At 59.1% G+C, this 22,249-nt stretch carries 16 protein-coding genes; 10 read left to right on the plus strand and 6 right to left on the minus strand.

Annotated elements, in window-relative coordinates; all coding sequences use genetic code 11:
• Window positions 1–35: 35 nt before the first annotated feature.
• Entirely contained in the window at window positions 36–2,978 is a 2,943-nt protein-coding gene (locus tag ACWKWE_RS15740; protein ID WP_483851054.1) for a membrane-targeted effector domain-containing toxin, read from the minus strand.
• Between the two features lie 184 nt (window positions 2,979–3,162).
• Here ACWKWE_RS15740 and ACWKWE_RS15745 point away from each other — a divergent pair, with 184 nt between their 5' ends.
• Window positions 3,163–4,536 carry a multicopper oxidase family protein gene (locus ACWKWE_RS15745; protein ID WP_483851055.1) on the plus strand — a complete coding sequence of 458 codons (1,374 nt, stop codon included), beginning with the start codon at window positions 3,163–3,165 and terminating at the stop codon, window positions 4,534–4,536.
• The gene (gene tadA / locus ACWKWE_RS15750; protein ID WP_483851056.1) at window positions 4,536–5,018 is read left to right on the plus strand and encodes a tRNA adenosine(34) deaminase TadA; all 483 of its coding nucleotides are present in this window, start codon (window positions 4,536–4,538) and stop codon (window positions 5,016–5,018) included. The genes ACWKWE_RS15745 and tadA overlap by 1 nt, the downstream gene beginning before the upstream one ends.
• A gap of 652 nt (window positions 5,019–5,670) precedes the next feature.
• Here tadA and mltF read toward each other — a convergent pair.
• On the minus strand, window positions 5,671–7,131 hold the full coding sequence (gene mltF / locus ACWKWE_RS15755; protein WP_166593630.1) for a membrane-bound lytic murein transglycosylase MltF: 1,461 nt from the start codon (window positions 7,129–7,131) through the stop codon (window positions 5,671–5,673).
• Between the two features lie 213 nt (window positions 7,132–7,344).
• On the opposite strand from mltF, the gene purL reads away from it, so the two are divergent.
• Together purL and ACWKWE_RS15765 are read left to right on the plus strand one after the other, a co-directional pair.
• Entirely contained in the window at window positions 7,345–11,244 is a 3,900-nt protein-coding gene (gene purL / locus ACWKWE_RS15760; protein ID WP_483851057.1) for a phosphoribosylformylglycinamidine synthase, read from the plus strand.
• Window positions 11,245–11,250: 6 nt separating this feature from the next.
• Window positions 11,251–11,562, plus strand: a complete 312-nt coding sequence (locus ACWKWE_RS15765) for an NGG1p interacting factor NIF3 (RefSeq protein ID WP_483851058.1) — start codon at window positions 11,251–11,253, stop codon at window positions 11,560–11,562.
• 284 nt (window positions 11,563–11,846) lie between these two features.
• Here ACWKWE_RS15765 and ACWKWE_RS15770 read toward each other — a convergent pair whose 3' ends face one another.
• The 3 genes from ACWKWE_RS15770 to ACWKWE_RS15780 all read right to left on the minus strand — a co-directional run bounded on the left by ACWKWE_RS15770 (window position 11,847) and on the right by ACWKWE_RS15780 (window position 14,890).
• Window positions 11,847–12,647: a helix-turn-helix transcriptional regulator gene (locus tag ACWKWE_RS15770; RefSeq protein ID WP_483851059.1), complete on the minus strand. Its 801-nt coding sequence runs from the start codon at window positions 12,645–12,647 to the stop codon at window positions 11,847–11,849.
• 195 nt (window positions 12,648–12,842) lie between these two features.
• Window positions 12,843–13,424 carry an anthranilate synthase component II gene (locus tag ACWKWE_RS15775; protein ID WP_166593626.1) on the minus strand — a complete coding sequence of 194 codons (582 nt, stop codon included), beginning with the start codon at window positions 13,422–13,424 and terminating at the stop codon, window positions 12,843–12,845.
• Window positions 13,421–14,890, minus strand: coding sequence for an anthranilate synthase component I family protein (locus ACWKWE_RS15780; RefSeq protein ID WP_166593625.1), 1,470 nt, complete (start codon window positions 14,888–14,890; stop codon window positions 13,421–13,423). The genes ACWKWE_RS15775 and ACWKWE_RS15780 overlap by 4 nt, the downstream gene beginning before the upstream one ends.
• Before the next feature lie 622 nt (window positions 14,891–15,512).
• On the opposite strand from ACWKWE_RS15780, the gene ACWKWE_RS15785 reads away from it, so the two are divergent.
• The 6 genes from ACWKWE_RS15785 to ACWKWE_RS15810 are packed head-to-tail and all read left to right on the plus strand — an operon-like array spanning window position 15,513 to window position 20,483.
• Window positions 15,513–16,865 (plus strand): phenylacetate--CoA ligase family protein, encoded by a 1,353-nt coding sequence (locus ACWKWE_RS15785; RefSeq protein ID WP_483851060.1) that lies wholly within the window; start codon window positions 15,513–15,515, stop codon window positions 16,863–16,865.
• An 8-nt stretch (window positions 16,866–16,873) separates the two neighbouring features.
• Window positions 16,874–17,419, plus strand: coding sequence for a GNAT family N-acetyltransferase (locus tag ACWKWE_RS15790; RefSeq protein ID WP_483851061.1), 546 nt, complete (start codon window positions 16,874–16,876; stop codon window positions 17,417–17,419).
• A 1-nt stretch (window position 17,420) separates the two neighbouring features.
• Window positions 17,421–18,104, plus strand: coding sequence for an iron-containing redox enzyme family protein (locus tag ACWKWE_RS15795; protein ID WP_483851062.1), 684 nt, complete (start codon window positions 17,421–17,423; stop codon window positions 18,102–18,104).
• A gap of 3 nt (window positions 18,105–18,107) precedes the next feature.
• On the plus strand, window positions 18,108–18,719 hold the full coding sequence (locus ACWKWE_RS15800) for a flavodoxin family protein (RefSeq protein WP_483851331.1): 612 nt from the start codon (window positions 18,108–18,110) through the stop codon (window positions 18,717–18,719).
• Between the two features lie 5 nt (window positions 18,720–18,724).
• A complete protein-coding gene (locus tag ACWKWE_RS15805) occupies window positions 18,725–19,633 on the plus strand; it encodes a DMT family transporter (protein WP_166593621.1) in 909 nt (302 codons plus the stop codon).
• Entirely contained in the window at window positions 19,620–20,483 is an 864-nt protein-coding gene (locus ACWKWE_RS15810) for an alpha/beta fold hydrolase (RefSeq protein ID WP_483851063.1), read from the plus strand. The genes ACWKWE_RS15805 and ACWKWE_RS15810 overlap by 14 nt, the downstream gene beginning before the upstream one ends.
• A 59-nt stretch (window positions 20,484–20,542) precedes the next feature.
• On the opposite strand, the gene nagE is transcribed toward ACWKWE_RS15810, so the two are convergent.
• Complete coding sequence (nagE, locus tag ACWKWE_RS15815) at window positions 20,543–22,228, minus strand: N-acetylglucosamine-specific PTS transporter subunit IIBC (protein WP_483851064.1); 1,686 nt, start codon at window positions 22,226–22,228, stop codon at window positions 20,543–20,545.
• Window positions 22,229–22,249 lie beyond the last annotated feature (21 nt).

The following is a 22,249-nucleotide window of genomic DNA, read 5'->3' on the forward strand; positions in this document are numbered from 1 at the left end:
CCGATGAAGCCTGTAAATCGCCTCGGTCCGCCCGCTTACGTCAGCCCTGCCAGCTTTAGCGCGAAGGCCAATTCTTCGAAGCTGGCATACCGGCGTCCGCTGATCAGCGGCCAGTCGGGGCTGCTGATGGACAGGTGCTCGTCGGTGACACGAATGGGCACGTAGGTGATTTCCCCGTCCTGGTTCTTGTAGATCAACTGGGGCGAATCCCCCGAGCGCTGGATGGCAAAATTACCGGGGCGTCGCAGGCGGTAGCCCAGCGAGGTCGGGGTGCGCAGGAAGTGGGTTCTGACCCCGGTGGTCGCCATCTGCAACCGAAGGTCGCTTTTGACCCGGCCAGCCGGTTGACCCATCGCCGTCAGCACGTCTTCACCCGGGTCAATGCCAAATCCCGTCATGCCACCCGTGGGCACGTCGCGCACGCGCAAGCCTACGACCCGCTCGATTTCCGCGACGCCCGGCACGCCTTTGAACGTGTTGGCATGAGCGTTTCCCACCAGGGCAATCCATTTGCTGCCTGCGCGCGCGGACTCATCCGCAGCGATGACGGTGTGGGCGAAATAGTTCATCAGCTTCAATCGCACGGTGCGTCCCGGGTCGGGCAGACCGGCAACGCGGTAACTGGCCATGCAGTCGATGGCCCGGATGCGGATGCGGTATTTGATGGCTGTACGCACGAGGTTCTGGAAGGTGTACGTGCCGGTCGAATCGGTGAAATGCCCCCAGTCCAGATCTTCCAGATAGGTTTGCAGGGTTTTCGGCATGCGACCGGTTCTGGCGAAGGTGTCGAGGTCGACTTGGTGCAAGTCCGTCAGGACATGCTCCAGATACAACGTCCGCACATTCTCCTTGGCGAGCCGTGGCATGTTGTCCATCAGGAACTGCTTGCTCGCCACGCTGCTGTGGCTTTCACCGATGACCAGTCCTTGATGGTTTTCGTAGAGTTGACGGATTGCCGTCTTGGGCAGGGCGTCCTGAGGAATCTCTGGAATGGACGGGCGTGGGGGGAGTTCCAGCCTTGCATAAAAGGCGTCGGCGTCGCTCGCCAATTGATCCCGGATGACGAAGAAACGCTCAATCGGATCGTCGGCATCCAGCGTCGCGTAGTAGCCCTCGAAGGGTTTGTTGCTGGGGCTTTCGACGCGCGTGCGCATGCCTTGTCGCAGGGTTACCGGCATGTCATAGGGCGTGGAGGGTGGCGGTGGGGAAGGGAACACCGACGCCTGTCCACTCCTCAAGGTACTCAACGTTTTGCCACCGCCCAGCAGTCCGGAGTTCTTGATCGGTTGCCATGTGCCGCTGGCGTTCAACCTGACGGGAAGGTTGCGCTGAAACGAGAAGGGGGCTTGCGGATCGATGATTACCCAAGTGTTCAACTCATTCACGAAACGCACGCGGTAGGCCTCGTCATTGACGCTGATGAAGGTCTCGCCGGTGCTCTTGAGATAGACGCCTTGCATTCGGCCTTCGGTGGGAGGCGGGGTCAGAGTGTCGAGCAGCTCGTTGGTTCTGAACGACAGCAACTCGCCGTCGGCTACGGGAAGGGAAGTGGCGTGTGTCGGGAGAGTAGCATTCGCATCCAGTGCGGGGGGCGAGGTGACTTCCGGAAGGTCTTCGGGGGTGGGTTCCGGTTCGGAAACGGACTCGGGTTCGGAGGGTATCTCACTCACTTCAGCCGCCGCTTGCAGCAGAAAGACACTGTTGAAGAGCACATCGATGCTGCCAAGAATGGCCCCGGTCACGCCACGTTTGCGTTCGGCCGTGGTGTGTCCGTGGATCGCCTGATCGATGTTCAAGCCGACATCCGCCAGCCCTGCGCCCACAGCAGCGAGCGCAATGGGCCAGTCCAGCGCCGCCAGTGCACCGAATGTCTGGCCGAACGCTCTCAGGTACCCCATCCACATCTGCTTGCGCAGCTCGCCATTCGAATGAAGCGCGTGGTCGGCATCCGCCTGCATGCGGCTTCGGGTGCAATCGCGCACGTTGGAGAACGGATCGCCTGCCACGGTCTGGTCGTTAAGGTTGATGACCTTGAGCGTGCCAGGGCCCCAGTTGCTGAACATCATGTCCAGCGCATGATTGAGGCCGGTGGTGTGGGCTTTTTCGGCGTGCATGACGAGGGGGAAGTGCGACATGAAACGCGCACGATTAGCGACCTCGTTGGTGTGCGTCATCAGCCACCATTGCAGGTCGTCGGGCGTGTCGAAGACCTGGAAGGCGTCCACTTCACCGGGCACATAAACGAACTGGCGCCCGCCGGGTTCGACGAAGCGCAAAATGTCGGTGGCTTCGTACCCGGCAATGTCCAGTTTGGCGATCCGTATGTGGCGGCTGCCTCTGCTCTCCGCTTGCAGCGTCGCAAGGGTGACAGGTTGCTTCAGGTCGATGCCCACGGCTTCCAGCAGCGAAGTGAATTGCTCGCTGTCGAGGACCGCACTGCTGTGATCCTCAACGGCCTTGGCGATGAAGTTGGCCTTGGACAGTGTTCTGAAGTCGTCCGCGCAGTGCTGCCAGAAGGCGGTCAGCTGCGTGTTGAAGCGCGTCTTGAAATCCAGGGTCCAGAACGCTTCCATCACATCCTGGGGCAACAAACGCACTTCATTGGTTTCGTCATACGCTTGCTCCTCCGGGCCGTCGGTGTAGAAACCGCTCATGGCTTGCAGGTCGTCGGCGTTGTCCTGATCGTTCGCGTTGAAACGGCGCATGACCAGTTGCGGCAGCGTCAGGGATTCCACAGGTGTATCGAGGTGTTCCCAGCCATTGAACGTGAGCGGGCTGCTTTCGGTGCGGTTGAAGCGGTGCCAATAGACGGTATCCGGTTCGAGGTCGCTGAGGCCATGTGTGCGCAGAATATCAGCGGCGGCGTTGCGCGCCATTTCGCGCATGTCAGGGCAGCCATCGACCACTTTCTGGCCGATGACATGGAGCTTCTGTCTGTCTGTATTGATAGCAGCGGAGGGGGAGGTCACGGGAAGCATGGTCGTCGTCCTTGATGAATGAGCCTTGAGCTTCCCGATTCGGCGGGTTGAATTGGTACTAAATATGTACCGCAGCCACTGCTCGCTTATCTTCGTGTAAATGCATGTGTATCGTGTTCGCCCCTCACACACGCTCGCGTTTGCGGCGGCGTTCTGATTTTTGTTTTTTTGAGGTTTTGCGCTGATGTCCTTCACCCGTCGACAAATACTCGGAGGTCTGGCTGGTCTTGCCGTGGTCGGTCTGGGGGCTGGCGGGGCTTCGCGGTATTGGCTCGGCCGACGCGGGCCGGGAGAAGGGCACGATTACGAGCTGATCGCCGCCCCGCTGGATGTGGAGTTGGTAGCCGGGCATCAGACTCCAGCATGGGCTTTCGGCGGCTCGGCCCCGGGCACCGAACTGCGGGTGCGTCAGGGCGAGTGGCTGCGGGTGCGTTTCATCAATCAGTTGCCGGTCGAGACGACCATTCATTGGCACGGGATTCGTCTGCCGCTGGAAATGGACGGCGTGCCGTACGTCTCGCAACTTCCAGTCAAACCGGGCGAATACTTCGACTATAAATTCCGTGTCCCGGACGCGGGCAGCTATTGGTATCACCCCCACGTCAGCAGCAGCGAAGAACTGGGGCGCGGTCTGGTGGGACCACTGATCGTCGAGGAGCGTGAGCCGACCGGTTTTCTGCATGAGCGCACGGTCAGTCTGAAAAGCTGGCACGTGGACGAGCAGGGGGCTTTCACGGAATTCAGCGTGACCCGCGAAGCCGCGCGGGAAGGTACGGCCGGGCGGCTGTCGACGATCAACGGGGTGCCTCAGGGTGTGATCGAATTGCCTGCGGGGCAGATCACCCGCGTGCGCATTCTTAATCTCGACAACACCGTGACCTACCGCCTGAACCTGCCGGACGCCGACGCGATGATCTACGCGCTGGACGGCAACCCTGTCAAACCGCGCCCGCTGGGCAAGGATTACTGGCTGGGGCCGGGCATGCGGATTTGCCTGGCGATCAAGGCGCCTGTCGCTGGCGAGGAACTGTCGTTGCGCAACGGGCCGGTTCGCCTGGGAACGTTCCGTTCTGTGGCAAATCACGAGGCGCCGAGCGACTGGCCGCCCGAGCTGCCTGCCAACCCGGTGGCGGAACCGGACCTGGACAACGCGGAAAAGCTGAATTTCAACTTCGAATGGGCGGGCGCGGTGTCGGTCAACGTCGAGAACGGTAAGCCGCCGAGCTTGTGGCAGATCAACGGCCAGGCTTGGGACATTACCGACAAGACCTGCGCCGATCGGCCCATCGCCAAGTTGGAAAAGGGCAAGAGCTACATCTTCGAGTTGAAGAACATGACCCAGTATCAGCACCCCATTCATTTGCATGGCATGAGCTTCAAGGTCATCGCCTCCAATCGCAAGGAGGTGATCCCGTATTTCACCGACACCTATCTGTTAGGCCGAAACGAGCGCGCACGGGTCGCGCTGGTAGCGGATAATCCCGGCGTGTGGATGTTCCACTGCCATGTGATCGATCACATGGAAACCGGTCTTATGGCAGCTATCGAGGTTTCGTAATGCGGCAGCCGCAAATCATTGATCGCAGCCGCGATCAGCATTTCATGCGCGAAGCACTGGCGCTGGCCGCCGAAGGGGCGATGCTGGGCGAGGTGCCGGTGGGCGCGGTGGTGGTTCACGATGGCGTCATCATTGGACGAGGCTTCAACTGCCCCATCAGCGGCAGCGACCCCAGTGCCCATGCCGAAATGGTCGCCATTCGCGCAGCCGCCCAAGCGCAGAGCAACTATCGCCTGCCCGGTAGCACGCTGTACGTCACCCTGGAGCCGTGCAGCATGTGTGCGGGTTTGATCGTGCACTCGCGCATCACCCGCGTGGTCTATGGCGCGACCGAGCCGAAAGCCGGGGTGGTGCAGAGCCAAGGGCAGTTTTTCACCCAGCCGTTTCTCAACCATCGGGTGTTGTTTGAGGGCGGCGTGCTGGCGGAGGAGTGCGGGACGATGCTGAGTGAGTTTTTCAGGATGAGAAGGGCGAGGTCTTAGCGCCAGGATTTGAGTACGCCGCTATTTTAATGGCGCTCATCTCATCCCGGATCCTGCCTAACGGCAGAAGCGTTTCGACTTCGTCGAGTTACTTGGAAAAGCCCCAAGTAACCAAGGGCTTTTACTCCTGGCTGGGGTCTGACTTCGTCAGACTTCCCTCACTCCGGCGATGCTCCGTGGGCCCGGCGTGAATGGGCCATCCATGGCCCACACGCCTCTCGCCGCATCCATGCGGCTCGACCCACTCCACATCGCCTGCGTTCGGCCTGCACCCAAGTCGCGACTGGCGGCGTCTGTGCCATTGCGCATCAAGATCAAAAGCAAATCAAAAGCACGACACCGACCCTGTATCAGTCCGGCTTGCCGGCGGCAGCGATCTCACGGGCCCCACCGCCGGCAAGCCGGACTGCTACGTAAAGGTGTGGTGTTCTTGAACGCAAATCGTGCAGACGCCACAAATTGCGGCGGGCCCACGGAACGGAACCTGTGCGCAGGGAACCCGACGAAGTCGGGCCGGGAAGGGAGCGTAGGCACTTGGTTACTTGGTGCTTTCAAGTAACTCGACGAAGTCGAAACAGATCTGGCGTTAGCCAGAACAAAAAGCATCCCCGCAGCTAACGGATCAGCCCCCGACCTCAGCATCAACAAAAAACTACAGCGGTGCCTTGTCCTCAGGCGGCTTGGTCTTGTCCACGCCCGGCACATGCAACGCGCCTTCGGCCACTTGGCTGCCTTCCAGCTGAGGCTGGGTTACCCACGTCAGAATGTCGTAATACCGACGGATGTTGGCCACGAAACTCACCGGTTCGCCCCCCCGGGCGTAGCCATAGCGCGTCTTGCTGTACCACTTTTTCTGCGACAGACGCGGCAGCATCTTCTTCACGTCCAGCCACTTGTTCGGGTTCAGCCCTTCGTTTTCCGCCAGCTTGCGCGCATCGTCGAGGTGTCCGGTGCCGATGTTGTAGGACGCCAGCGCCAGCCACGTACGATCCGGCTCCTGAATCGTGTCATCCAGTTGTTCTTTCACGTAGGCGAAATACTTGGCGCCGCCCTGAATGCTCTGCTTGGCATCCAGCCGATTGGAAACGCCCATCGCCTGTGCCGTGCTTTGGGTCAGCATCATCAACCCGCGCACGCCAGTCTTCGACGTGACCGCCGGTTGCCACAGCGATTCCTGATAGCCGATGGCCGCCAACAGACGCCAGTCCACTTGTTCCGCTTTCGCGGCAGCCTGGAAGTGCTTCTCGTATTTAGGCAACCGTTCCTGCAAATGCTGGGCGAAGGTGTAGGCGCCGACATACCCAAGAACGTCCACATGCCCGTAATAGCGGTCCTTGAGCCGCTGGAGCATGCCGTTCTTCTGCATTTTATCGAGGAAGGTATTGATCTCGTTCAGCAGGCTGTTGTCATCGCCCAACGCCACGGCCCAACGCTGGTCGCGGCCGTCGCCGAGGTCAAACGCCACGCGTACGTTCGGGAAATACACCTGATTCATCGCCAGTTCGTTGGAATCCACGAGGGTCAGGTCGATCTGACCCTCGTCCACCATGCGCAGCAGGTCGACGACCTCGACCTGATCGGACTCTTCGTAGTTGATACCCGGATACTTGACCTTCAGTGCGGCGAGTTGCTCGGCGTGGCTGCTGCCCTTCAGCACGAGGATTTTCTTGCCCACCAGATCGCCGGGATCGGTCGGACGGTTCTGGCCGTTGCGGTAAATGACTTGGGGGGTGACTTCGAGGTACGAATGGGAGAAGCGCACCTGTTTGGCGCGATTTTCGGTGCTGACCAGACCGGCTGCCGCCAACACAGGCCCACCGGGTTTATTCATCTGGTCGAACAGGTCGTCGAGATTGTCGGCCGTTTCGATCTTCAGTTCGACGCCCAGATCGTCGGCGAAACGCTTGACCAGTTCGTACTCGAAACCGGTTTCACCGTTACGATCCTGGAAATAAGTCGCGGGGCTGTTGCGGGTGACGACGCGCAGGACGCCATCCTCCTTGACTCGTTCCAGTGTGTTGGGTTTCTCAACACACGCGCCGAGCAGCAGGAAGATTCCGGTTGCGATGAGCCACTTGGCACAGCGTGGGCGGAAATCTGATGGGGAAAACATCGGTGCAGTATACGCAAAGCGCGCTGACCGCCATATCTCGACAGCGAGAGCGGCGTCTGATAGAGCAAAGGTTTTTTCCGCTATTGGTGTAAGAAACCGTCTCGCACCGACATTCGGGCAGCTGTAACCCTTCGTTTCGGGTGCCGAAAGGTCGTGTTTAGGCTAGAATGCACGGCCTCAAAGCACACCCCCTTCCCCGAGGCTGTCCCGACGATGTTGATCCTGCGTGGTGCTCCCGCCCTTTCCGCCTTCCGCCACAAGAAATTACTTGAGCAGCTGAACGATAAAGTTCCGGCTGTCAGTGGCCTGTACGCTGAATTCGCCCACTTCGCTGAGGTTGCCGGCGTTCTGACCGAGGAAGAGCAACACGTCCTCGCGCGACTGTTGAAATACGGCCCGAGCGTGCCGGTTCAAGAGCCTCGCGGTCGCCTGTTTCTGGTGTTGCCGCGTTTCGGCACCATTTCGCCGTGGTCGAGCAAGGCCACCGACATCGCCCGCAATTGCAGCCTGACCAAGATTCAGCGCATCGAGCGCGGTACTGCCTTTTATGTAGAAGGCCAGTTCAGCGACGCCGATGCACAGCTCATCGCCGACGCGCTTCACGACCGTATGACCCAGTTGGTGTTGGGGGGGCTGGAAGAGGCCGCCGGGCTGTTCAGCCACGCCGAGCCGAAGCCGCTGACCGCCGTTGACGTCTTGGGTGGCGGTCGCGCCGCGCTGGAAAAGGCCAACGTCGAGCTGGGCCTGGCCCTGGCGGAAGACGAAATCGATTATCTGGTCAACGCGTTCGTCGGCCTCAAGCGCAATCCGCACGACATCGAACTGATGATGTTCGCCCAAGCGAACTCCGAGCACTGCCGCCACAAGATCTTCAACGCCAGTTGGGACATCGACGGCCAGAGCCAGGAAAAAAGCCTGTTCGGCATGATCAAGAACACCTACCAGATGCACAACGAAGGCGTGCTGTCCGCTTATAAGGACAACGCCTCGGTGATCGTCGGCTCGGTGGCCGGCCGCTTCTTCCCGAACCCTGAAACCCGCCAGTACGGCGCGGTGCAGGAGCCGGTGCACATTCTGATGAAGGTCGAGACCCACAACCACCCGACCGCGATTGCCCCGTTCCCGGGCGCGTCCACCGGCTCCGGCGGCGAGATTCGTGACGAAGGCGCCACCGGCCGTGGCGCGAAGCCTAAGGCGGGCCTGACCGGTTTCACCGTGTCCAACCTGAACATTCCGGGTTTCGAGCAGCCGTGGGAAAAGCCGTACGGCAAGCCTGAGCGCATCGTCACTCCACTGGACATCATGATCGAAGGCCCGCTGGGCGGCGCGGCGTTCAACAACGAATTCGGTCGTCCGGCCCTGACCGGGTACTTCCGTACCTTCGAGCAGTCCATCAATACCCCGCACGGCGAAGAAGTCCGCGGCTACCACAAGCCGATCATGTTGGCGGGTGGCATGGGTAACATCCGTGAAGACCACGTGCAGAAAGGAGAAATCACCGTCGGCGCCAAGCTGATCGTGCTGGGTGGCCCGGCCATGCTGATCGGTCTGGGCGGCGGTGCTGCGTCCTCCATGGCCACCGGCACTAGCTCGGCGGACCTGGACTTTGCCTCGGTTCAGCGTGAAAACCCGGAAATGGAGCGTCGTTGCCAGGAAGTCATCGACCGTTGCTGGCAGCTGGGCGACCAGAACCCGATCGCCTTCATCCACGACGTCGGCGCGGGCGGTCTGTCCAACGCCTTCCCTGAGCTGGTAAACGACGGCGGCCGTGGCGGTCGTTTCGAACTGCGCAACGTGCCGAACGACGAGCCGGGCATGGCCCCGCTGGAAATCTGGAGCAACGAGTCCCAGGAGCGTTACGTCCTGGCCGTCAGCGCACCGGATTTCGAACGCTTCAAAGCCATCTGTGAACGTGAGCGTTGCCCGTTCGCGGTCGTCGGTGAAGCCACCGAAGAGCCACAACTGACCGTCACCGACAGCCACTTCGGCAACAGCCCAGTGGACATGCCGCTGGAAGTGCTGCTGGGCAAGGCCCCGCGCATGCACCGTTCGGCCAGTCGCGAAGAAGAGCTGGGCGACGATTTCGACCCGAGCACCCTTGATCTCGAAGAAAGCGTGCAGCGCGTGCTGCATCACCCGGCCGTGGCGAGCAAGAACTTCCTGATCACCATCGGCGACCGCAGCATCACCGGCATGGTCAACCGCGACCAGATGGTCGGCCCGTGGCAGGTGCCCGTGGCTGACGTGGCCGTGACCGCCACCAGCTTCGACGTCTACACCGGCGAATCGATGGCGATGGGCGAGCGCACGCCGCTGGCACTGCTGGACGCTCCGGCGTCCGGTCGCATGGCGATTGGCGAAACCCTGACCAATATCGCGGCTTCCAGCATCGCGAAGATTTCCGACATCAAACTGTCGGCCAACTGGATGTCCGCAGCCGGTCACCCCGGTGAAGACGCCCGTTTGTACGACACCGTAAAAGCGGTCGGCATGGAGCTGTGCCCTGAGCTGGGCATCACCATTCCAGTGGGCAAGGACTCGATGTCCATGAAGACCCGCTGGAGCGACGATGGCACGGAAAAAACCGTCACTTCACCGCTGTCGCTGATCGTCACCGGTTTCGCGCCGGTCACCGATATTCGCAAGACCTTGACCCCGCAACTGCGCATGGACAAGGGCGAAACGGACCTGATCCTGATCGACCTGGGCCGTGGCCAGAACCGCATGGGTGCGTCGATTCTCGCGCAGACCCACGGCAAGCTGGGCAGCGCCGCACCGGACGTCGATGACGCGGAAGACCTGAAGGCGTTCTTCGCCGTGATTCAGGGCCTCAACGCCGACGGCCACCTGCTGGCCTACCACGACCGCTCGGACGGTGGCCTGATGACCACCGCGCTGGAAATGGCATTTGCCGGCCACTGTGGTCTGAACCTGGAACTCGACACCCTCACCAGCAAGCGTGAAAAAATCGCAGCCATCCTCTTCAACGAAGAGCTGGGTGCGGTCATTCAGGTGCGTCAGGACGCGACCCCGGTCGTGCTGGCGCAGTTCAGCGCTGCAGGCCTGGGCGAAGACTGCGTCGCGGTAATCGGCAAGCCGGTCAACAACAGCGAAGTGGCCATCAGCCTCAACGGCGAAGAGTTGTTCAAGGGCGACCGCCGTCTGCTGCAACGTCAGTGGAGCGAAACCAGCTACCAGATCCAGCGTCTGCGCGACAACCCCGACTGCGCCGATCAGGAATTCGGCGCGCTGCTGGAAGAAGACAACCCGGGCCTGAGCGTCAAGCTGGGCTACGACGTCAACGACGACATCGCTGCGCCTTACATCAAGAAAGGCGTGCGCCCACAAGTGGCGGTCCTGCGTGAGCAGGGCGTGAACGGTCAGGTCGAAATGGCCGCCGCGTTTGACCGCGCCGGTTTCGCGTCGGTTGACGTGCACATGAGCGACATTCTCGCGGGCCGCGTTGACCTGAACGAGTTCAAAGGTCTGGTGGCGTGCGGCGGCTTCTCTTACGGTGACGTTCTCGGCGCCGGTGAAGGCTGGGCCAAGTCCGCGCTGTTCAACAGCCGTGCACGTGACGCGTTCCAGGGCTTCTTCGAACGTAACGACAGCTTCGCGCTGGGCGTCTGCAACGGCTGCCAGATGATGTCCAACCTGAGCGAACTGATTCCGGGCAGCGAGTTCTGGCCGCACTTCGTGCGCAACCGCTCCGAGCAGTTCGAAGGGCGTGTGGCGATGGTCGAAGTTCAGAAATCAGCGTCGATCTTCCTGCAAGGCATGGCCGGTTCGCGTATGCCAATTGCCATCGCCCACGGCGAAGGCCATGCGGAATTCAAATCGGCTGACGCGCTGCTCGAAACCGACGTCTCCGGCACCGTGGCGATGCGCTTCGTCGACAACCACGGCAAAGTCACCGAAACCTACCCGTCCAACCCGAACGGCTCGCCGCGCGGGATCACCGGCCTGACCACCCGCGACGGTCGCGTCACCATCATGATGCCGCACCCGGAGCGCGTGTTCCGCGCCGTGACCAACTCGTGGCGTCCGGATGAGTGGACCGAAGACGGCGCGTGGATGCGTATGTTCCGTAACGCGCGCGTCTGGGTGAACTGATAAAGGATGTACAAGCTCGCCTTCTTCGTGCCGCCGAGCCATGTGGAAGCGGTCAAGAGTGCATTGTTCGCCGCCGGTGCGGGACGAATCGGCGCGTATGACAGCTGCTCATGGCAGGTCCTCGGTCAAGGCCAGTTTCGCCCGCTGCATGGCAGTCAGCCGTTCATTGGGCAAACCGGCGAGATCGAGCGGGCGGAAGAGTGGAAGGTCGAGCTTGTCGTCGCCGATGAGTTGATTCGGCAGGCCGTGGCTGCCCTCAAAAGCAGCCACCCCTACGAAACCCCGGCCTATGACGTGTGGAAGCTTGAGAGTTTTTAAAGCAGATTGAGTGCCTCTGGCACACCGCAAAACCTGTATGGGTGTTTCCCACAGGAGGTCGTGTCGCCTGTCAGGTCGGTTTGACCATCCCCGGCATCGCATCGCATCGCATCGCATCGCATCGCTCAGCCCCTGCGCTCCATCTCCCAACGTTCAGTTGCTGTGGTTTTGCGGACATAAGAGAACGCTCTTATGAACGCTCACCGACCACGTTGTTTTTACTGACACTCGTTTCAGCACCTTTTCTAAGGCGCTAGCTGTTGCCCGGTTCCGAAGGGAAAGTTTCACCTTTGCCTGCTGTAACAGGGCCTGCCGCCTGCGGGAGCAATCAGCCCGTAAGCGGCGGCAGCACCCACTGCCTGCTGCCGGCTGACCGAGCCGAGTTTGCGACGAGCATTGAGCAGGTGGAAGTCGATGGTGCGTTCAGAGCGTGTGAGGATGTGACTGATCTCCCAACTCGTCTTGCCAGCACTTGCCCAATACAGGCACTCCATTTCTCTGGGTGTCAGGCCTTGTCGCTCCGGCATCGAGTTTTGAAATTGATGACCCATGCCGGCCAGTAAGTAGGGTACGAGCATGAACAGCTGGCTTACTGCAGGATGGGGGAAGACCGTTTGCTCTGCAGCCTGAACGTCGTCAAAGGCCACGCTAAGGGTGCCTCTGAACAATTCATAGCGCAGGGGGATGCTCAGGCCATTTCGTAGTCCATGTTGTTCGCGCAGCTCCCAGAATCGGCGCGACCGGCCGCGTGCCCGACGGCGTTCGGTTGACCAGAAATACGGTACAAGTTCCTGATGGCAGTGTTTAAGGATGGGGTCAATTTCGATGAGCCTATTACTGCGGTAATGCTCCAGCCACTGCTTAGGGAACGTTGTGAGGACGTCGTTCAGAGGATCGTTGTCGCATGCTCTGGCTGGACCGAGACTTACCAGAAACCTGGCGAAGCCTAGTTCACGAAAAGTTTTTTTCAGCAAACGCTCCCAGTCGCACCGGTGGATGTCTTTGGCAAGACCCCTGAAAGTGTTGAATGTTGCAGCATGCTCGGCTTGCTTGTCCGCAGAGGCCGACGCGTTGTAGTTATCCATAAACATCTCGCTCTCGTTGATACTGCAATTGACGTGGCACCTACATTGTCTGCACCTGTTCCAAGGTGTGCCCGCACTGGTGTGAGGCGCTGATTTGGCACATCCGTGTTAGCCAATGCGCAAACCCTGGAATACGAGCGTCCGCTGGTGCGGGGCAAAGCCTCACAGGTGAGGCTCATCCCGCCGCCATAAAGGTCAGTTGAGGTAATGCTTGATGAAGCTGCGGAACAGGTCCAGGCCGTTTTCCGTGAGGATACTTTCGGGGTGGTACTGAACCCCCTCAATGGGCAACGTGCGATGCCGAACGCCCATGATGTAGCCATCGTCGGTTGACCTGGAGGTCACCTCCAGGCAGTCCGGCAAACATGCGTCTGTAAGCATGAGGGAGTGATAGCGAGTCGCGTTGAAAGATCGACCCTCTGTGTGGGCATAGACCCCCTTGCCATCGTTTTCTATCTGGCTCACCTTGCCATGCATGACGTGAGGAGCGCGGCAGACCTGAGCCCCGAATGCTAGCCCCACGGCTTGATGGCCGAGACAAACGCCTAGCAGCGGCAGGCGGCGCTCGAAATGCCGAATGAGTTCTATGTAGCCGACCTCCGACGGATGGCCAGGTCCCGGGCCGAGTACGCAAAAGTCTGGTGCGAACGCCTCGATCCGCTGAATGAGGTCAGGCTGGTCATGACGCTCGACACGCGTTTCCAGCCCAAGTTGCTCAAGGTATTGGCTGATGATGAAGACGAAGCTGTCGTAAGCATCGATCAAAAATACTTTCACAGCGCAATCTCCTTTCCTGTCACCGCTCGGTAAACGGATCCGATCTTGTAAAGTGTTTCTCTCCACTCCATTTCGGGTGTCGAGTCGGCCACCACGCCAGCAGACGCACGCAGGGAGTAGACGCCTTGGTCATACACGGTCGATCGAATGCACAAAGCGGTATTAACGCTACCATCGAATCCGATCAGCCCAAGGGCGCCTGCATAGATGCCCCGTCGGTTACTTTCCATGGCCTCAATCAGCTCCATCGCTCTGACCTTGGGCGCACCCGACATCGTCCCGGCGGGGAATGAGGCCTTGATCACGTCGTAGGCATCCAGGCCTGGGCGCAGTAGCCCCCGAACGTTCGAAACCATGTGGTAAAGGTGCGAATACTCCTCCACCAGCATGAACTCATCGACCTCCAGAGATCCCGGCTGACAGACCCGTCCTATGTCATTGCGACACAGGTCGATGAGCATGAGGTGCTCCGCACGTTCCTTCTCCGAACGCGTCAGCTCCAACATCAGCTCGGTGGAATCGACGCCGGGCCGTTTACCTACTGTCCCGGCGATCGGGCGCATTTCGATCAAATTGTCCTTGATCCTGACGAACAGTTCGGGGCTCGCACCGATTAGGTCGATTCCGCCGACGTGTGCCAGGTACATGTAGGGGGACGGATTACGCATGCGCAAGCTCTTGTAAACGTCGAGCGGCGTGACCTCGGAATGAATACGGATCTCATGACCGAGTTGGATCTGGTACACGTCTCCAGCTCGTATATGCTCCATTGCCACTTCTACCCGCTGCGCGAACTGTGCGGGAGTGACTGTGCGGGTTTCTTCGAAGACCTGCGGATAATGAGGCTGTTCATGCAGGCTCACCGGATTTGGGGCTCGCAGGAACGGGTAGTCTTCCAGCCCGCGCGTCTCCCACAAGGCGTGGTTATTGATCAGTGTTTCGACCGTGCCATTGCTGTGGAGGTAGAGCAGTGTCTGGTAAACCGACAAAGCAATCAGAGGGTAGTCGTGGGTCTGCTCCGCCAAATCGGGCAGGCGTTCGATCAATCGCACGCTGTCGTATGAGAAATAACCGAAGTACGCAAGGCTTTGCGGCTTGTCAGGAGCCACCTGGAACAGGTTCTGGATGTATCGGAGCAGGTTCCAGGCGGCTTCGCTGTCGGGCAATTCGATCTGCTGCTCGGGCCCGATCTTCATCCCTCGCTGGCGCAGGCAGCTGTAGAGGTGTTGACAGAGTTCAGGCCGACCGCGCAAACGGGCATGTCTTTCATCAATGCACACTTCAAAAAGTGGTTCCATGCCAATGATCGTCGCCCGTCGGTCTCGGCTGGGCCCTGAGAGTGACTCAAGGATGAATACCGAATGACGATCCAATTGCGCAAGTGCATGTGTATAAACACTGAGTGCATCAATTGTTTGACGCTCTTCGTGTCGAATAACATCTACCCTGAGAATATTACTGTCCATCGATAATTCCATTTTCAATATAGGTTGATGCGATAGGCGATAGAAGGCACTAAATAAATATCAAGCGCAAAGGCGCGTTAGTTTGCACCGGTGCTGATGATTTTAAATGTCGGTCGAATACTGTCGGTACCAAGCATGTTGCAGCCGTAGTTGGCATGCAGACAAGCGGCAGCAATGCTTAAAGCAGAGGCGCCCGATTTGGAAAAAGGTGAAGAGCATCTATTGGACAGCCACACCTTTTCTTTTGAGTGTTAGCGGCGCCAGATATTACTTTTGAAGATGGCCAGGACGGCGCGAGAGCATCGAGAAGGGCAGTTGTGCAATGAGCGTATAGCAGAAAGGTGATAATACATATCTAGACTTCCTAGTCTTGGCTAATCCTTGCGGTGGAAGACCACAGGGGCTGAAAGTATCAGCGTGTCTATAGAGTGTCAACCGCAATTACGTCAGTCATCAATGGAGCCACCGATAAACGTAATGAAAGATTTTGTTGTGATGCGTCGCGTCGTGGCATAACAAGATTTGAACTCGCGCGCAACTGTGGAATACCACAGCTGTGTAACAGAAAGTTCGGACTTTAATGTGTCGGCCAGTTGCAGTCCCCACAACCGGAGCGCCTGGCATGAATGAACAGTTGGACACATTCAAGAAACGATATGACCCGATCCACCTTGCCTACTGGACGGGCGCCCTCAACGACCAGGCCCTTGCCGATTGGCACCAGCAGCAGTTGCGGAAGGTGGTCAGCCACGTCAAGTGCCATTCGCCCTTCTACGCTCGTCGTCTGGCTCACATTGATGCCAGTAGCCTGACTTTGGCCGATTTGACAGCCTTGCCTTTCACCACAAAGGATGATTTGCGCGAAGCGGGCTTCGACATGCTGTCCGGCCCGTTGGAAGAAGCGATTTTCTACTACGAAACCACCGGCACGACGGGCCCGGCAACACCATGCCCTCGGGATCGTAAGGAGAGCTACGCCAGCAACCGCCAATTGGCCATGGCCTATCAAGCGGTGGTCGAAAAGCACTTCCCGGGTCAGAAGACTGTGATTGGTATCATGGGGCCGACCGAAGTCCACTCCTTTGGGGATACCTTGGGTGATGTCTGTACCCAGCTCGACTTATGCAACGCCAAGCTATGGCCGCATTCCCCAGTCATAGGCTGGCCCAAAGCGCTGCAACTGCTGAAAGATCTGAACATCGGAGTGCTCGCGTCGGCGCCTGGCCTCTTGCTTGCTATGGCCAAAGAGGCTGAGCGACAAGGCTTCAATCCCCGTAAAGATTTCAGCTTGCGGGCTTTCATGATGAGTGGCGAGCTGTGTACGCCAGCGCTGAAGAACAACCTGTTCAGTCTGTGGGGAGTGCAAGCCTACGACAGCCTGTATGGGTCGCAGGAGGCGATGATTATTGCTGCTTGTAATGCCAATGACCAGTTGATGCCTCATCGCCTCAATTACCTCATCGAGGTGCTGGATCCAGTGACCGGTCACAGTCTGGGTGCAACCGGCGAGGGTGAGCTGTGCGTGACGATGTTGATACCGGGTACCAAGCCGCTCATTCGCTACCGCACTGGCGATCTGGTATCGATTCAATCGCGCCCGGGCTATCCGCAGCCCACGCGTCACGTGATCAAGGTGGTGGGCCGCGTCAAAGATGCCGTGCAACTGAACGACCGCGCGTTTTCCGCAGCACAGATCGAGCAGGCATTGCTTGAAGGAGTCGAGCAGTGCTTGGGCTATCAGATAGTCCTCAGCCGTGCCAGCGATCGGGACACCGTCATCGCGAAACTGGAAATGTCACGCTTCTTTGAGGGCGACCAGGCGCGCCTGGTGCTGCTGATCAAAGAGCGGCTGCGCGAGCGCCTAGGGGTAGATGCCACGGTCATGGTTGTCAATGACCTCGCTGAGCATGTCAATCTGGGTAGCTGGTTCAGTTGGAAAGAGGCCCGTATCGTAGATCAGCGTAAAGGCAGGTAATTGCAGTCATGGGCCTTTCAGTACGCGTAATTGATTCCACCTGCGAATTGTTCGAAGCGGTCAAAAACCTTCGGGCGCTCCATTTGGGGGAAAACCCTGCCCAAGAAGACGATTACGAGCGCCGCGAAGCGCTACGTGATGCTCTTTCCTATCACTTGGTCTATCTGGACGACGGCGATGTTGTCGGCACGCTGCGGGTCACCCCGTTGGGACACGGCTTAAGTTTCGTGGAGCGAGCGGTCGATGTGCAGGCGCATTTCGCAGTTCCGACCGATGCCTTCGACGCTAATCGCCTGGTACTGGACGCGCGTTATCGCGGAGGCCGTCACCTGCGCACCTTTTTGCTCCACGCGGCGATCTGGCTGAGGGGCAACACCCATTTGCGATTCATTTCGGCGCTCTGCCGCGAGCAGTTGGCTGCGCTCTATATCGGTCTCGGTGGGCGAGTGCTCTCAGATGATATTACCTGGTCGACAGGTCAGGCTGAGCGTCGCTACAGCTGGGTATATCTGGAACTTGAAAATGTTTACCACACCGTCCAAGGAGGCAAATGAAATGCAAGCGTTCTTCAATGAACTCGACGCTATCGTCGAGGCAGGCTGGGCCCGGATCAAACAGGGTGAGTACTGGAAATTCAGCGTGACCAATACCACGCCTGCAGCGCTTTACCAGCAGGTGATGCTGCAGGTGTACCACTACACCCGCTACAACTCGGTCAATCAGGCCGCCTGTGCGTTCAGCGCTGATCCGGAGCAAACTTCGTTATTGCGCTTCGTATACAAACACGCGCTAGAAGAGCTTGGTCACGAACGAATGGTATTGCGCGATCTGGAGGCTGTTGGCTTGTTGCCTGAAGAGATGCCCGCGCCGTTAGCGCCCACTCAGGCGCTCGTTGCTTTCCTTAATGACGTAGCGATTCGCAAGGGCCCGATCGCCCGCTTGGGCTACAGCTACTGGGCCGAGGACGTGTATGACCACATCCAACCCATACTCGACCGCTTCCGCAATGACCTGAACCTCAGTGATGAACAGATGACGTTCTTCGTCGCGCATTCGACTATCGACGAGAAGCATTCCGAGGAGGTTCGCCTGGTCATGGAGCGCGCAGTGAAGACGGAGGAGGACCGTCATCAGATAAGGGAAGTCGCCCAAGTCACCTTATGGCTCACCGGGCAGTTGCTGGAAGAGGCGTTGCGTGCCTATCTGGCGGGCGAGCAGAACATGAGGGAGGCTTCCTGAGTGATGAAGCTGGCCGTCATAGTAGGTTCAAGCCGGCCTTGCGGCGTCAGTGCTCGGGTGGTGGCGCTTGTGCATCGCCACCTGGGTGAGGAGGCTACAGTCGAGGAAATCTGGCTCAAGGATTACCGCATCGATTACTGCGATGCAGACAATGCGTGTTCCACGGAGGATTGCGCCCTACCGGATGACGTCGGGCAATTAGTGGCACGTTTGAGCCATGCGGACGCGTTGCTCTACGTGCCGGTCATGCATGCCTATGGACTCAACAGCCGATTCCAGGCGTTTCTTGAGCGAATGGGCTATGGCTTCATGCGGCATCGCCAGCGTCCGTTACGTGACAAGCTCGCCGCAATCGCCGTGGTCGGGCGTCGCTACGGCCACACGGCAGTGTTTTCACAGGTTGCACTCAATATTCTGCTGAACAAGATGATCTTGATCGGTTCAGGTTTCCCGCCTTGCTTCCAGAGCCAGCTCGCGCATGACCCAGAAGCTGAGCAAGCGTTACGCGAAACCCTTGACCGGCTTGCCGAGCACTACCGCAGGCTAAACGATAACTGGCACTCGCAAGGCAATGCCCCAAGCGTTGTACGCCCGATTCAATTCTCTAAGGGGTGATCGTTATGTCATTGAAGGACTCCATGCTTGCATTGCTGGTGGCTTTTCTGTGGGGCGCGCAGGTCACTGCAGTAAAGGTCGCCGGCGCTGAGTTGCCGTCGATTCTGACGGTCGCTATGCGTTACGCGATCATGTCCTTATTTCTTCTTCCGTTTCTGTGGCGTTGTCGAAGGGATCAAATCATCCCGATGACAGTGATTGCGACGGTGATGGGTACGCTGCACTTTGGACTGTTGTACTGCGGCATCGCTCGCGTCGACGCTTCGACTTCAGCGGTTATTTATCAATTGGCCACGCCATTCACATTGATTCTGGCCTTCTTAGTGCTAGGTGAGGCGCTGAAGCTCAATGTTGTGGTCGGCATTGCCTTGGCGTTTTGCGGGGTATTGGTATTGCTCCCAAGTGATGCCCCCAAGGCCACGCTGACCGGCATGATGCTGATCGCGCTGGCAGCTTTGGCATTTGCCGTCGGGTCGGTACTGACCAAGCGTATGGGGCCATTAGACCCACTGGCGCTCAGCGCCTGGACAGCAATCGTAGCGGGGCCACAATTACTGATCTGGTCACTGGTCCAGGAAGAATGGCAGTGGTCCACGCTGGCCGATGCGAGTGCTGTGGCTTGGTGGGCCATGATCTACACCGCACTCAGTGGTGGTCTGTTGGGGTTCGGCCTTTGGTTCTGGCTGCTGCGACGCAACAGCATGCAACAGCTAGCCCCTTATCTATTGCTGGTACCGGTTTTTGCCATCGCTGTGAGCCAGGTACTGCTTGTCGAACGTTTAGGCCAACGCCTGTTGTTAGGGGCTGCATTATCGCTTCTGGGCGTCGCGCTTTGCCAACTGCACATGCCAGGGCGCAAGGTTTTTGTGGCCACAGGTACAAAGGAGCAGAAGGCAATCGATGAACGCCCTTGACCTTTTGTTGCTGACATCCCTGCGTACGATCAATCGCTGGCGCTTTGCTCTGAAACTACGGCGCCATGGCCGCTTATCCTATTTGGAAAGCCGTCGGCAGGAAGGCGCAACCCTGGTCCTGTTGCATGGCCTTGGTGCTAGCAAAGATCAGTGGGGCCCTGAAGTGTGCAAGCTTGCTCGAAAGCACCATTGCCTGTTTATTGATTTACCCGGGCATGGCCAGTCCTCTTGCCTGGCCCGACAGGGCCTCGGTCCGCAGGCAATGCTGGTCGAGTTGGAGCCCCTGCTCGATCGGCTTTCGACACGCCCCATCGTGTTGATTGGCAGCTCCTTAGGTGGTTGTGTGGCAGGGCTCTATGCCGCCAAAAAACCTGGACGGGTTCAGCGCCTGATACTGCTGGCGCCATCAGGGCTGGGCGATGCAGCGTTGGGCCCCGTATTTCAGGCTGGTTTGCTAACTGGCCGGGACGGTAATTTTGGCTACCGCACGGTTGAAGAGATGCAACGCTTCTGGAGCTTGTTGTTCGTACACCCACCACAAGTCGCGGGCCGAGTTGCCCGTGCACTAGCCGCTAGCGGTCGTGCCAGGTACGCGACCGTGCAGAAGGTAGTTGCCGATACTCGGCGCGAAGGTCTGAACGTGCTGGTCGCGCAGTTGCCGAGCATCACATGCAGGACTTTGGTGATCTGGGGTAGTGACGATCAGGTTTTTTCCATTGCTGCTCTAGGGCCTCTGTTGAAAGCGCTACCCGATGCCTGTAGCCAGGTTATCGAGGGCACAGGGCATGTACCTTACCTGGAGCGTGGCGATGAGGTCGTTGGAGCAATCACAAAATTCGTTCGAGTCTGAAGGCCGTCACATTGCAAAAGCATCGAGGTGATTAGTCACTTCTCAGCGCAGAGTCGTCTTCATCTTCCGTTGACCATCCCCCGCACTGCCTCGCTCAACCCCTGGGCACCATCCCCCACCAACACATGCCACACGCCGTTCCCCAGGTTTCGAACCCCTTGCGAGCCCAACACTTCCAGTTGACCCGCCGCCAACGACTGGCCTTCCTTTAATTGCACCCGCAGCCGAGTGAGCGCCACACATTCCACGTCCTCGATCCCTTTGTCGCCCAGCGCTTTGAACCATTGTGCCGCCTGCGTGACATCAACCGTTTTACGAGCTACGGCGACAACCGACTCCCCAGCCACCGGCATCTTGGCTGCATGCGGCAGGGCGTTGCGCAGTTCGTCCGCCAAGCCATCCGCCATCGGCCCGACCACCACTTGCAGACTCCCCGCATTCCCCGGCCGCACCACCGCCATCGCGCCCAGCGCTTTCAACTCGCTGTCCTGCGCTTTGCTGCGATCCACCAGTTGCAGGCGCAGGCGCGTGGTGCAGGCATCGATCCCAAGCAGATTGTCCGCACCGCCCAATGCGTTGATGTACGCACCGGCCCGGTCGCTTTGCGCCACTTGAGCAGTATTGGCGACGACCTGTTCACGCCCCGGCGTTTTGAGGTTGAAGCGCTTGATGCACTGATCGAACACTACGTAATAGATCAACGCGTACGCCAACCCCAGCGGAAAGACCAGCCAGCCGTTGGTGGACTTGCCCCAGCCGAGGGCCATGTCGATGGCGCCACCGGAGAAGGTGAAGCCCAAGTGAATGTTGAGCATGTTCGCCAGCGCCATCGACAAACCGGTCAGCAAGGCATGTAGCACGTACAGCATCGGCGCGAGGAACATGAAGGCAAATTCGATAGGCTCGGTCACGCCGGTGAGCGCCGACGTCAGCGCCATCGACAGCAGAATCCCGCCGATCAGCTTGCGGTTTTCCGGCAGTGCGTTGCGGTACATCGCCAGGCACGCTGCGGGGAGACCAAAAATCATCATCGGGAACATGCCGGTCATGAACTGGCCCGCATGGGGATCGCCTGCGAAATAGCGCGCCAGATCGCCGGTCACGGCGCGCCCGGTTTCCGGGTCGGTGAAGCTGCCGAACACGAACCACACCAGGTTGTTGAGGATGTGATGCAGGCCGGTGACGATCAAAATCCGGTTCATCACGCCGAAGAAAAACGCACCGATGCTGCCGCTTTCCAGCATCAACTGGCCGAGGGTGTTGATGCCCTGTTGCACCGGTGGCCAGATCAGGCCGAACACCAGGCCCAGCAACACTGCCGACAATCCCGTGACAATCGGCACGAACCGGCGTCCGCCAAAAAACGCCAGATACTCGGGCAGGTGAATCTCCTTGAAGCGGTTGTACATCGCGCCGCCCAGCAGGCCGGCGATGATCCCGGCGAGCATGCCCATGTCGATGTGCGGGTCGAGCACCTTGAGCGTCGAGGTCATCACGAGATAGCCAATCGCACCGGCCAGCCCCGCCGTGCCGTTGTTGTCACGGGCGAAGCCCACGGCAATGCCGATGGCGAAGATCAGCGCCAGGTTGCTGAAAATCGCGTTGCCCGCCGAGTGAATGATCGCGATGTCCAGCAGGTCGGTATCGCCCAGGCGCAGCAACAGCCCGGCAATCGGCAGAATCGCGATGGGCAGCATCAACGCGCGCCCCAGTCGCTGTAATCCTTCAATGAAGTGTTGGTACATGACGTCTCTCCTTGAGGTGAT

Source organism: Pseudomonas salicis, from assembly GCF_057128705.1.